10 protein-coding genes are annotated in these 13,473 nt (G+C 49.0%); 1 reads left to right on the top strand and 9 read right to left on the bottom strand.

The window, feature by feature from the left end; genetic code table 11:
- The coding region (locus QJ48_RS11225) for a DUF4179 domain-containing protein (protein ID WP_157261594.1) at positions 1-1,042 on the top strand (1,042 nt) is incomplete at its 5' end.
- 123 nt (positions 1,043-1,165) lie between these two features.
- Here the strand turns inward: QJ48_RS11225 and QJ48_RS11220 are convergent.
- The 9 genes from QJ48_RS11220 to QJ48_RS11180 form a co-directional block, all read right to left on the bottom strand.
- Positions 1,166-2,683: a WD40 repeat domain-containing protein gene (locus QJ48_RS11220; protein ID WP_162238481.1), complete on the bottom strand. Its 1,518-nt coding sequence runs from the start codon at positions 2,681-2,683 to the stop codon at positions 1,166-1,168.
- An 18-nt stretch (positions 2,684-2,701) separates the two neighbouring features.
- Entirely contained in the window at positions 2,702-3,091 is a 390-nt protein-coding gene (locus QJ48_RS11215; RefSeq protein WP_054973684.1) for a hypothetical protein, read from the bottom strand.
- 4 nt (positions 3,092-3,095) lie between these two features.
- Positions 3,096-4,238, bottom strand: a complete 1,143-nt coding sequence (locus QJ48_RS11210) for a hypothetical protein (RefSeq protein WP_054973683.1) — start codon at positions 4,236-4,238, stop codon at positions 3,096-3,098.
- A gap of 380 nt (positions 4,239-4,618) precedes the next feature.
- A complete protein-coding gene (locus QJ48_RS11205) occupies positions 4,619-6,286 on the bottom strand; it encodes a glycerol-3-phosphate dehydrogenase/oxidase (protein WP_054973682.1) in 1,668 nt (555 codons plus the stop codon).
- A 28-nt stretch (positions 6,287-6,314) separates the two neighbouring features.
- Entirely contained in the window at positions 6,315-8,801 is a 2,487-nt protein-coding gene (locus QJ48_RS11200) for a TIM-barrel domain-containing protein (RefSeq protein WP_054973681.1), read from the bottom strand.
- A gap of 24 nt (positions 8,802-8,825) precedes the next feature.
- Positions 8,826-10,313 carry a glycerol kinase GlpK gene (gene glpK / locus QJ48_RS11195; RefSeq protein WP_054973680.1) on the bottom strand — a complete coding sequence of 496 codons (1,488 nt, stop codon included), beginning with the start codon at positions 10,311-10,313 and terminating at the stop codon, positions 8,826-8,828.
- A 78-nt stretch (positions 10,314-10,391) separates the two neighbouring features.
- Positions 10,392-11,213, bottom strand: a complete 822-nt coding sequence (locus QJ48_RS11190; protein ID WP_054973679.1) for a carbohydrate ABC transporter permease — start codon at positions 11,211-11,213, stop codon at positions 10,392-10,394.
- Between the two features lies 1 nt (position 11,214).
- Positions 11,215-12,114 (bottom strand): carbohydrate ABC transporter permease, encoded by a 900-nt coding sequence (locus tag QJ48_RS11185; protein ID WP_054973678.1) that lies wholly within the window; start codon positions 12,112-12,114, stop codon positions 11,215-11,217.
- A gap of 40 nt (positions 12,115-12,154) precedes the next feature.
- Complete coding sequence (locus QJ48_RS11180; protein ID WP_054973677.1) at positions 12,155-13,447, bottom strand: sugar ABC transporter substrate-binding protein; 1,293 nt, start codon at positions 13,445-13,447, stop codon at positions 12,155-12,157.
- Positions 13,448-13,473: the final 26 nt, after the last annotated feature.

The following is a 13,473-nucleotide window of genomic DNA, read 5'->3' as shown; positions in this document are numbered from 1 at the left end:
CACTTACGCTGCACTCCCTGAGCGGCCTGCCCAGCGCTTAAGCAAACCAACACGGACACGGTTGCGCCGGACAACAACCGCCACTGCAGCAGCAGTCATCCTCGGAGCAGCGTTCTTCGCTTCCGGCTTTGTGTCCCCGGTTATGGCGGACTCCATCAAAAGTATTCCTTTGATAGGAAGTATTTTCAGCTCTATCCAAGGGGACATCGGACTCCGAAATGCCGGCGATCTCGGGCTTGCTGCCACTGTAAACCGAAACGTTTCCTATGAGGACGTTAAGCTTGAGGTGAGCGAGACGGTTTTCGACGGCAGCCGGGCCGCTTTTCTGGTTCATGTGACGGCTCCCAATTTGAAAAATGGAAAATATGATAACGGAAAAAAGTTGGTAAAACTCAGCAACGCAATTCAAAATGTATTTTTCACAGTAAACGGAAAACGGCAGGGCGATCCGGGTTCCATTCTGAAGGGCGGAGGCTACATGGGTGCGGGAGAAGCACATCCGGACATGCTGATCTTCGAAGAGGTGCTGGATACGTCCGGCGGCGGGACCGTTCCCGATTCTTTCAACGCCGAGGTCACGATTATCCTGGAGGGAATCGACCATGAATTTAAACTGGATGTCCCCTTCCGTAAAACCACGGACAACATAATCAATGTTCATCCGAATGCGGTTGTAACCAAGAACGAGTTTACTTTCTCCGTCACCGACTTGCAGGTGACACCGTTGACGACACGCGTTAACTATTCGATTGCATTGAACAACGTGCAGTCGTTGGAACAGGAGGACGAATACAAAAAATTACGGCGTGTCGGTATAGCCGCTTTCGACGATCAAGGCCGCAAACTGCCTGAACTACACGGGGACGGGGCGTATGAAGGAAACCGGCTGAACTATGACAGACGATACGCCTCAACGTCAGGGACGACCAAATACTTGATTTTGAAGCCATTCGTCATCAAGGATGATTTCACGGAGAATGTAAAGGAAGATCAGTACATCAAGGGATTGGAAACCAAAATCGAGCTGCCCGCTTCCAAATAAATGAGGAAGACAGACTGCCAAGGTCATTCTTTGCAGTCTGTCTTTTCAAATTCGACAATAGGGACGGGGCTCCTTCCAGCCAGCTCGCTGCCGCCTAAGGCTTCATTTCGCTGATATTGAGGATTATTTGATTTTAAGCATATACAGCTCGTGATCCGATTTTTGGACCGACTTGTATCTAGTTTTGGAATAAACGAATACAGTACCGTCATCCGAAAATGCTTGCGGGGTCGTTATGATCGTTCCATAATCAACGGGATTGCGTTTGCTGCCATCCGTACTTGCCACCCACAGCATTCCGTGTTCGGAGGTTTGGGCGGTTGACTCTTGCTGGATGAAAGCCATAACCGACCCGCTTCGATTCAGCCGAAGAGCGGAAACCTTGGAATAAGAAAAACTCAGCAGAGGTTTGAATTCGGTTCCTTGAAAAAACACAGGATTGTTCCTGGCCTCATGAAATTGGTTCGCTCTCACGCGTACACCATGCAGCTGCCCGACACCCTTTTCTCCGTCTACTGACCAAACCGGATTCTCTACGGAAGACGGATGCGTATAAATGTCCTTTTCTTTCAAATCACTCAGCGTGACGTCATATACACGATCTTTCTTCATAATACGCAATGCTTTTGAATCCTCGCTAAACCCTATAAGGTTAAGGTCGCTGCCTTCGGCAATAACCTTGTGCTGGCGGGTACTGAGTTGATAAACCCGGATTTTTCGCCCCTCCGCCGTACTGTAAGCGATTCGGTCGTGGTCTTTCGACCAGACGAGCTCCTTAATGCGTCCGTCTAACGGCTCTGTAGTTAAACTGCGTCTTTCCATATTGTAAATATGCAAAGACTTGAACTCGCCAAAAGCAACGAACCTGTTATCCCAGCTCCAGACGGGCGGAGCATCCTTCGAATAGCCGCCTTCTCCGACTGTCTCCCGGGAACCCTGTTTAGTATCGTAAATGACTAGCTCGCCGTTATACGTATCGCTCGTCAAATAAGTTATATATCTTCCATCGTGAGAGAGCGACGGCATGTGTCCATCACCCAATTTTACGGGCTGCAAGGAGGAATAGCCGCGGACGGCCTCTTCCTTGATCGCCGCTATATCTTTGCCCAGCGTTCCCTTGGTGTCGCTTGCAGCTAAATAAATGACAGCATCGTCTATATTACCTTGACGATATATGGCTTCTCCATACTTCAAAGTATTTTCCTGGTTACCCTCGCGTAAATAATCATCCTCGATTTGTTTAAACGAAATATTCGCATTATGTAAAAGCAAAGGCGGCTCGGAAGTAAACCCTATGTCCGTTTCTTGAGTACTCTGCTTGCCTTCTCTGAAAGGCTTCGGCGGCTCTTGGGCTTGGTTATCCGGTAAAGCCGCTTGCTCAGGCCCATATGCTTGCTGTGCCTGTTGCGGTTTCACGGCCTCTCCAGCAGCGCTTGTTGTCTGTTGCGATGGTTCAGATTCAACCGCTTTCGGCTTTGCATCGCTCTTTGGTAAAGCTTCCTTTTGTTCCGCGGACTGATCTTGATTAGATGCATATTTTTCCACGGGTTTCTCATCCGCAACTGATGGCTGCACAGCTCGACAAGAGCAGACCGTGATCGAAATCAAAATGATGAACAAATAAATCAGCGGCTTATCCATCCGTCCGACTCCCCCCATTTATTTGGAAACCCCTGATAAGGAAACTTGATAAATCTCAAATTTTCTGGGATAACCGTCTAATCTCGTTTCTTTGGTATACACGAGCAAGGAGACATCGTCAGAAAAAGAATGCATGGTTGTGCTGATATATCCGTAATCGACCGGGATACGCTTTTTACCTTCGGTTTCTGCCAGCCACAAGGTCGAAAAAGGAACATCATTACTTATGCTCGATCCCTCCGAAGGCATGGTTGCACTTTGGTTAAAGGCGATCCAGCGGCCATTGTCTGTTATTCTTAAGCTTTCGCGTAAACTGTAGGAATAATCAAATGTCATGAGCGTGTTTACCGATCGAAAATTAAAATATTGCGGATTTCTGCCAAAGCTCGTCCCATGATCAAAATTCATTTCGCTAAATCCGGCGCCTTGGCTCAAATCTGACGTCAGAGTGAGGCTGCTCAGGCCCACAAGGAATCGTTCCAACCAATGTTTCCTTCTTGTCCTGCACGGCAACGTCAAACACCCGGCCATCCCTCCGGATTTGCCGAAATATTTGGGGCGTATCCTCAAAAGGCTTCAGATAGCCGCCAAGGCTCCCCTCAAGCTGAATATGACTTCGGGTACTTATATCAAACAACTGGGGCACGTAGCTCTCCTTCTTTTTATCATAGGTTCCCACAAGTATTTTTTGGCTGTTTGCCGACCAAAGAATAAAGTGGTCCAAGAAAGAATCGAACTTTTCTTCCCAGATTTCATTTTTCGGCAAGTCATAAACAAATAAACTGCTGCCGTTGATATAAGCCAGCTGCCGATTGTCATGGCTCCACCTCCATTCCGGAAAAAGCGAATCACTTATGCTCGACACCCGCTTCGATTTATCAGCTTTAAGATCGTAAATCATCAATCCTCCACTCTCGTAGTAAGCGATATACTTACCGTCATATGAGAGAACGGCATTTTTGCCATCAACCAGCTTGCGTGGCTCAACCTTCGCACTGCCGGTTCCCAAATCGTTCATAAGTTGAGGGAGCCGGCTGCTCTCCTTCCCCCGCTCCATCGCCCGATGAATGTAATGAGTCGCGTCGTAAATCAATCCGTTGTCATACATGGCTTCTCCATATCTCAACAAATTTTCGCCACTGAACTCCAGCTTTAATATTCGTTCCGCTTCCTTCAGGCTTGCCCCCTTGACACCTGAGAGTTGCTGCCTATCGGGAGGAGAGGAGTCAGGCTTATCCCGTTCGCTTCCAAGGGTACTGCCACTGCTGCTCGGGTCCTCATTCTTCGGCTGGATCACATCTCCATTGGATGGAGACGGGGAACTGGAATTGGCATTGGATACTACGGGATCAGGTGCCGCCGGTGGAACCGAGGTCGGACTCGGTGCCGTCCCCGCATCCTTTGGGGCATTCGACTTTTCACTTTCGGTTTTTTCAACAGCGGATTGGGCGGGCAACCCGTTATTATTTATCCGAATCGTCGTATCTGTGGAGCATCCCACTAACAGTATGCCTGCCAACACTCCGGGCAAAATATTCCTGCTTGTCCTAATCATCCTAACATCCTTTCCTGCTGCTAACTGCCCACATTTACTGGGTATCTTTTAATATTTCGGTAAAAATAGATAGAGAATTTACCCTTATTTCCATCACCGAGCATACAAGGGCAGATTGTCATAATTGATGAGAATATCCGCTAAGTGTGGAATGTATATTTATGCGTTTCAAACATGCTGTTTTTGGAGCCGGAAGTACAAAAAGTGCTTGCCTTTGACTTATCAGAAAGCCAATGGCAAGCACTTTTTTTATGCGATATAGAAATATACAGTAGGTAAATTAAGACCTTGTCTCGAGCATTGAAAATCGTTCCGCCCGCAGCGCACTGGCAGCCCCAAGCAGGCTTTCACGTGAAGCCCATGACTGCACAATCGAATTGTTATCTATAATCTACAGGGACAACAGCCTCTAGAAGCTGCTTCTCCAGCTCTTCCCTGTACTGCCGTGTCTCTTCTTCGCTCCAATGCAAATACTGCTCCATAAATGCAATAACCGGCGTCTTGAATTCATGCACCCATGAGATATTAAAGAGCAGCGCGCCCGTACGCCGGTTAAAGAAATCGATCGGTTTCACCATCATTTCCTCTTCAATAGAGTAGACAATCATGGCCAGCACGTCTAAAGGAAGCCCGAAGTCCGAACCGTTCTTTCCATGGGTAGAAGCCAGCTCGTACAAACGATCAATATTCGAGCCGTATTTTCGAACAAGCTTCTCCGCTTGCTCTTTGCTGAACCCCCACTTTATGCCCTCCGCCGTTTTCCGCTCGATAAAGGTTGGGAATCGATCCGGTCCGCCTACATGTCCGCCGGAGATCGGCATGGTTTTGGTGACGCAGGGGGTAAATCGGGCTACTCCTTCCTTCTTGAACAAATCGTTCAAAAGATCGACGACCATTTCCGCCATTTTGCGATAACCGGTGAGCTTGCCTCCCGCAATGGTAATTAATCCGGACTCCGACTGCCAGATTTCATCCTTGCGGGATATTTCCGACGCCGTTTTACCTTCTTCAAAGATAAGCGGGCGAAGTCCCGTCCAACTGGATTCAATATCCTGAGTGCCAAGGTTCAATGTGGGAAACATATAATTAACGGCATTAATGATATAGTTGCGGTCTTCTGAAGACATTCTCGGATGAGCGATATCTCCCTCGAAGACAGTATCCGTGGTGCCTACATACACCTTACCGTCCCGTGGAATAGCGAATACCATCCGCCCGTCCGGCGTATCGAAATAGACGGCTTGCCGCAGCGGAAACCGGGATTGGTCGATCACCAAATGTACTCCTTTGGTCAGCTGCAAATGCTTCTTGGTTTTCGATTGATCCATCTCCCGAAGCGTATCTACCCAAGGCCCGGCGGCATTCACGATTTTGCGGGCAAAGATCTCATACAATGCTCCATGAATCGTATCCCTGACTTTCACTCCAACAACTTTGCCGTTTTGATAAATAAACTGCTCCACCTTGGCATAGTTTACGGGCTTCGCTCCACGCGCGAACGCTTCTTTCATCACCTCGATGGTGAGGCGGGCGTCATCGGTACGATACTCGACGTAGACGCCGCTTCCCTTTAGCCCTTCGCGCTTGACGAGCGGCTCACGCCGTATCGTTTCCTGAACGCCGAGCATTTTCCGCCGCTCGCTCCGCTTCACTCCCGCCAAAAAATCATAGAGCCTCAGTCCCAGAGAAGTACTGAACTTTCCGAACGTACCGCCTTGATGGAACGGAAGCAGCATCCATTCCGGAGTGGTCACATGAGGGCCATTCTCATACACAACCGCGCGTTCTTTCCCGACTTCGGCGACCATTTTCACCTCAAGCTGCTTCAAATAACGCAGCCCTCCATGAACCAGCTTGGTGGATCGGCTGGAGGTTCCCGCTGCGAAATCCTGCATTTCCACCAGCACCGTGTTCATGCCCCTGGTCGTCGCATCAAGCAGAATACCGGCCCCGGTAATCCCGCCCCCGATGACAAGGACATCGAACGTTTGCTTGGGTAAGGCTTGTAATATTTCTGTCCTTCTGTTACTTGAAAAGGCTTCCCCCATATTGCATCCCTCCTTCGATGATCACGAGTTAAATGGAAATCAGGTCTTTTATATCGAAGTTAACTGCAATTTCATAATCGGCTTGGCTGTTGTCGTACTTGATTTTTGCCGTTTTAAGCTCCAGATCGTAGTACCAGCCTTCTTCCTTCGCTTTCCACTCGGCGGGATCGAGAAACATCGGAAGCTTTCTGCCCTGCAGCATCACTCGAACCGGAGCAATTTGGTTACATACCAAATCAATGACGATTCGTTTCACTGTGCTGGCGTAAGCTCCGTCTTTCTTGAAAGAAATAACGGTGTTTCCATCCGTTTCGACGTTGATCGTTGTTTTCAGATAGTCGCCGTTCTTGTAATTGTTCGTTACCCCGTCGTCCTCATATAGAACGAAGCTTGCGTTCTCGGACGGCTCGATCAGCAAATGCAGCTCTTCTATACGGTCGTTATGAATGTTCTGCAAATACGGCGCGAGCGGAATAACAGCTCCGCTGCGGATAAACATCGGAATCGAATCTAAGGAAACCTTAAGCCGGATCGTCTGTCCCCCTGCATAACGCTCTCTTGTATGCCAGTCAACCCATTCGCTGCCTTCCGGCAGGTACACCGTTCGCGTTTCCGCCCCTTTTTCCAGAACATTGGCGACCAGTATCGACCTTCCCAGCATGAAATCGAAGCTTTCCTCCCAAGTGGCGGGGTCATGCTGAAATTCATACACCATCGGCCGCATGACCGGAGAGCCCAGGACGGAAGCTTCGTACAGTAAAGAGTAGAAATAAGGGATCAAACGGTAACGAAGCTGAATCGCCTCCCGGATATATGGAGTATACGAAGGATACATCCACGGCTCGGTGACGGTATTGTCGGTGTTGCAGGAATGGATGGAGAATCTCGGTTGGAAAATCCCGTTCTGTACCCAACGGACGAACAGCTCCGGTTCCGGGGCAGGGCCGAAGAAGCCGCCGATATCGCAGCCCTGGTTCGCTACACCGGACAGTCCCATTCCTAAAATAACAGGAATATTGAATTTTAAGCTGTGCCAGCTCGTGTTGTTGTCTCCGGCCCAGGTTTGGGCATAACGCTGAATGCCGGCAAATCCGGCGCGGTTGACAATATAAGGTCTTGTATTCGGCGCAGCTTCGGCGATCGCTTCCTTGGCCGCTTGAGCCATAAGATTGGGAAGAAGCGGACGCAAGGCGCTGATTTCTTTCTTGCCGCCTTCAAACTCGCACAACGCATCCGGATTGTTAATTTCATATTCGTTATTGTCGTTCCAGATGGAAGTGACCCCCAAGTTAATAAACGATGCTTTCAACTGGTCCTTCCATAATTGTCTGCCTTTCGGGTTGGTGAAGTCGACGAAAGAAGCTTGTCCTCCCCAATAACGGTCGGTTTGGGGTTTGTCCCCCTTATCGTCTTTTATATAGGCACCCGCTTCGTCAAGTTGTTTATATAACGGGTGAGTAAGCAGCATACCCGGCTTTATATTAGGGGCCAATGCCGCCCCCTTGCTTCGCATTTGTTCGATAAAGCTTTGCGGATGAGGGAATCGTTGATTATTCCAGTTAAAGACATACCTTTTCCCGTCTTCGCCAGTGGTGTAGCCTGAAGACATGAAGAATCCGTCGCAGGGAATTCCTTCCGCCTTGCATCTGTCCAGAAAGTTCAAAATCGCTTGATCCGAATCCCGGTCCAGTTCGGTATAGTACATGGTGGAGCCCATATATCCAAGCGAGTATTGCGCCGGCAAAATCGTTTTGCCCGTTAGATCCGTGTAGTGGCGGACGACATCCTTTATTTGCGGACCGTACATGAAGAAGAGATCCAATTCCCCGCCGTCCGCGCAAAAATAACTATACTTGTTCCAGTAGCCGCTGCGTTCGCATCCCATATCAAAAGTGGATTCATGGCTGTTATGATAGAACAAACCCGTTGCAGCCTGCGTCTTTCCGTTAAATTTAATATAGAACGGGATGTGCTTATACAGCGGATCCGTATGTTCCGAATCGTAACCGATCGTATCCACATTATGCATCCGCAGCCTTCTCTTCTTTTTATTCAAATGCCCGCTTTTCTCACCGAAGCCGTAGTAATGGTCTTCATCCGTCAGGTTTGAATAATGGTACAATCGGCCGTGCTTATCTTTCACATAGGGGCGCTCTTTCAAATCCTCATGGAGCATACGGCCTTCCGCATCCGTAATTTCAATGGCAAAAGGCTCCCGGTGTATCATCAGCCGTAATTGATTCGTGCGGAGCAGCAAGCGGGTACCCAAATCTTCATACCGAGCCGGGAGAGCCTCCACTCTCCTGCGATCCTCGACCATCCCATCCATCTTGTCATCCCATGCGGTCATGGTCAGCGTATACGAAGCTTCTTCGGCAAACTGTTCGTCGAACGTGCAGCGGATTCGGATCACATAATCATTCATCAGATAGATGCGATACTTGGCTTCATCGGTCATGAGGTCCAAATAATGATGCCCTTCCACGGCCTGCAATAACTTACTGCTTACTCTCATGATTTACCTCCACATTCCTATCCGTTATTTAAAAGCCCTCGTTGCATGAACGGCTTTTTTCCATCCGTAGTACAAGTTACGACGCTTGGCATCGTCCATATTCGGCATGAAGGTTTTATCTCGTTTCCATTGTTTCACGATGTCCGACTGATCGGCCCAATACCCTACGGCCAGTCCGGCCAAATAGGCCGCACCCAAAGCTGTGGTTTCATTAATTACCGGGCGGTCGACAGGCACATTCAGGATATCGCTCTGGAACTGCATCAATAAATTGTTTTTTACCGCTCCGCCATCCACACGCAGCGAATGCAAAGTAATCCCCGATTCCTCTTCCATCACGGCGAGTACGTCCTTGGTTTGATAAGCGAGAGCTTCCAGGGTTGCGCGTATGAAATGCTCTTTGGTGGTTCCGCGGGTAACTCCGAATACCGCTCCCCTGGCATCGCTGTCCCAATAAGGGGTTCCGAGCCCGACGAGCGCCGGTACCACGTACACCCCTTCGGCAGATTCCACACGTGAAGCAAACGCTTCGCTTTCCTCGGCGCTCTTGATCATCCTAAGCCCGTCGCGCAGCCATTGGATCGCGGAGCCCGCCACAAAGATGCTGCCCTCCAGTGCGTATTCCACCCGGCCGCCTATGCCCCAGGCAATGGTCGTGAGCAGCCCGTGTTTCGAGTACACCGCTTTACTGCCGGTATTCATCAGCATGAAGCATCCGGTTCCATAGGTGTTTTTGGCCGCTCCTTCCTCAAAGCACGCTTGTCCGAATAACGCGGCCTGTTGGTCGCCGGCCGTCCCTGCAATCGCAATCTCCCCGCCAACGATTTCCTTATCCGTTACGCCGTAGATGCAGGAGGAGGGCCTGACCTCGGGAAGCATCGATTCCGGAATGTTTAACCGTTTCAGCAGCTCTGTATCCCACTTCAATTCCCGGATATTAAACATCATCGTACGGGAAGCGTTGGAGTAATCCGTCACATGAACCTTGCCTCCGGTCAATTTCCAAATCAGCCAAGTATCGACGGTACCGAACAATAATTCTCCCCGCTCCGCACGCGCTCTGGCGCCGGGTACCTCGTCAAGAATCCAGGCTGCTTTAGTCGCCGAGAAATACGCGTCGATCAGGAGGCCGGTTTTCTCATGGACCAGGTCCTGCCATCCCTGGGATTTTAACCGCTCGCAGATTGGAGTGGTTTGCCTGGATTGCCATACTATAGCGTTGTAGATCGGCTTTCCAGTCATTTTGTCCCAGACGATCGTCGTTTCACGCTGGTTGGCAATACCGATTGCCGCCACTTGACTCGGTCCGATACCTGCTTTAGACAAGCACAATGAAATGACAGAAACGACCGATTCCCAAATTTCTTCCGCATCCTGCTCAACCCAACCGGGCTGCGGGTAATACTGGGTGAACTCCTTTTGCACTGCTGAAACAATCCGGCTGTCATGGTTGAACAATATCGCTCTTGAACTGGTGGTTCCTTGATCTAATGACAATATGAAGCGTTCCATCCCCAAACTCCCCTAAAAAATCCCTTCACCGGCAGAGACAACCAGCCCCTGTGGTGGAAGGGAATTAGATTTTTGCAATTATTTCATCCCGGATGTCACCATACCGCTGACGAATTGACGCTGGAATATGACGAAAACCACAAGCACCGGAATCATCGTAATGACGGACATGGCAAGCAAGCTGCCCCAATCAACGTTAAATTCTCCTATAAAGTTGGACAAGGCCAATTGAATCGTATATAAAGACGGATCGCTAATTCCGATAAGAGGCCACAAGAAATCGTCCCATCGCCACATGAAGGAGAAAATCGCAAGCACCGCCAAGATCGGCTTGCAGATCGGCAGAATGATTTGCGAATAAATCCGCCATTCCGATGCCCCGTCCATCCGGGCTGCCTCAAGCAGTTCATCCGGTACGGTAAGCAAATACTGCCTGATCAAGAAAACGCCTGTCGGCGTGGCCGCCGGCGGAATGATAAGAGCCAGCAGGCTGTTGAACAATCCGAGGAAGCTGAGCACCTTAAAGATCGGGATCATAATGACCTCAAGAGGGATCATCAAGGTAGACACGAACCCGACGAGCAGCACCGCGGCCCCTCTGAATTTATATTTAGCCAGCGCGAACCCTGCCATCGAGTTGATCAGCAGCAGCAGAATCGTTGAGCTGACCGTGACGATAGTGCTGTTGATGAAGTATCGTCCGAAGTTGCCTTTCTGAAAGGCAGCCGTAAAGTGCTCGAAAGTCGTCGGCTCCGGCCAAAATCTCGGGGGAAAGCTGTACAAATCATTGTTCGTCTTGAAGGACGAGATGACAATCCAAAGCACTGGAAATAACCACATGGCAGCCATTACAATAAGAAGAATATACAAGACGGCTTTGGCGGATGCCTTCAATTCCACGCTAATCGGAGCCTCCCTTTGACAGTTTGAACTGCAGAGCGGTAAACAGCGAAATAAGAACAAACAATAACACGGACATTGCGCTGGCCATGCCCAACTCCTGCTTGGCAAACCCGGTTTCGTATATATATTGCACAATATAAGTGGTATCTTTGCCCGGTCCGCCCCCCGTGAGCGCAAACAGTAACGGATACGCCTTAAACGCCTCGATCAGCGTCAGCATTACGACAAGTACGGTCGTAGGCTTGAGCAGCGGAAGCGTAATGCTCCAGAATACCCGAGGCTTGGATGCCCCGTCCAATCTGGCCGCCTCATAATAATCATTCGGTATGGCCTGCAAGCCGGCCATGAAAATGACCATATAAAATCCAAGACGCGACCAAACCGTTGCGATCACCACCGATACATTCGCGAAAAAAGAATCCGATAAAAAATGGAGCGGTTCCAGGCCGAACATCGTCATAAAGTAATTCAAAACACCGAAATCGCCGAAAATCCACTTCCACGTCAAACCAACAATGATATACGAAATCATCGTAGGCCAATAAAATATGGAGCGAAATAGTCCTTTAAGCCGGATTTGCTGGATCAGCATCATCGCTACGGCGAGGGATAGGCAGTAAATCGAAGGTACTACAATGAGTGCATACAGGGCGGTTTTTCCCAGTGCGCTCCAAAATTCGTTGTTCGAAAAGATCTCTTTGTAATTGTCAAAGCCTATAAACTCCATCGGATTCAATCCGTCATATTCGTGGAAAGAATAAACGAATCCGATTACCATGGGAATCACGATAAAAGTGGTAAAAATCAACAAGTTAGGCAGTACAAACAAATAAGGAATCCATTTTTTAGATTGTCCCGGCTTCCTTATTGTCTTTACGGCAGAGGTTTGTACAGACATCAGGCTTACTCCTTTCCCTTCAACCGTACCGATGCATGGATTATTTCTTCTCTTCGCCGATGGCTTTATCAATTAATCCCGCAACTTTATCTAAGCCTGCTTGTCCCGTTATTTTTCCAACAATAATTTCCGAAATCGTCTTCTTCAACTCATTGCTGAATTTGGGCACAATCGTTTGCTTGGACCAATCCTCAGCTGCTGCCGGAACGGTGTTGTTCAGTTCGTTCGAGAAAACTTCCATCATCTCTTTACCGAAAGCATAGTCCAGCTTCGCGTTGTCTTTGCGCGGGCTCAGGAACAATGCCTCTTGGGTATATTTCGCATTTACTTCTTTCGTGGTGATATAGTTAATGAAATCGGTTGCTTCCTTCTCCACGCCGGAATTTTTGAATGCCATCGCGAATTTGCCGCCCGGTACCGAGGAACGCTGTTTGGCTTTCGGCATGTACGTTACGCCCCATTCGAAGTTCGAAATATCTTTATAATTGCTAATCATCCAATTTCCTGCCAAATGTGCGGCGACCGTCCCGCTGCGGAACAAGTTATTCGGGTTTTCCCCGCCAAGCCATACGGATGTTGGAGCGATGCCGTCGGTATGCAGCTTTTTGAAATATTCAACCGCCTGTACACCCGCTTCATTATTGATTGTGGCTTTTGCTCCATCCGGGCTCATGAGACTGCCTCCGAATTGGTACAGAATAGTCGACCACCGTTGCGGCGTAAAATCCCACACTAGACCGTATTTAGCCCCGCCTTTTTCCATTACCTGCTTCAAGGCGGCGGAGAACTCATCCCACGTCCAGACATTGTCGGGAGATGACGGCACCTTCACTCCGGCTTTATCAAACAAGGTTTTATTGTAAATCAATCCGTTAGCCGTAACATCCATAGGAGCGGCTACCGCTTTATTATTCACCACATAGAAGGGTTTAAGGGAATCGATGAACTGTCCGGTATACTTCTCCAATCCGCCGTTGCTCTCACTTAAGTCCACCGCCTGTTTGGCAAATCCGCCAAGCTCCGTCGTACTGATTCGGGCCAATGCCGGAGGCTCTCCGCCTGCGATCATCGTTTTCAATTTCGTCGATAGATCTTTATAAGGGACTTCGATCATATTTACTTTGACATTCGTATTTTTAGCTTCGTAATCTTTGATAATATCTTTCATGATTGCGCCTTCATTTCCATCTGAAAACCAGACAAAGTCCAGCTTTACGTTTTTACCGCCGGCTTCCGCTTCTCCACCCGATTCCTTCTTGGCGCAAGCAGCACTCGTAAGCGTCAACAGAACCATGACCATGCCAATAGATATCGCTTTCATTTTCTTATTCATCGCTTCTACCCCTTTTCTTCGTCTGG

This window comes from Paenibacillus sp. A3 (assembly GCF_001399685.1).
Taxonomy (GTDB): domain Bacteria; phylum Bacillota; class Bacilli; order Paenibacillales; family NBRC-103111; genus Paenibacillus_G.
Note: the sequence above shows the minus strand (reverse complement) of the source record. Positions and strands in the feature narration are given on the sequence as shown.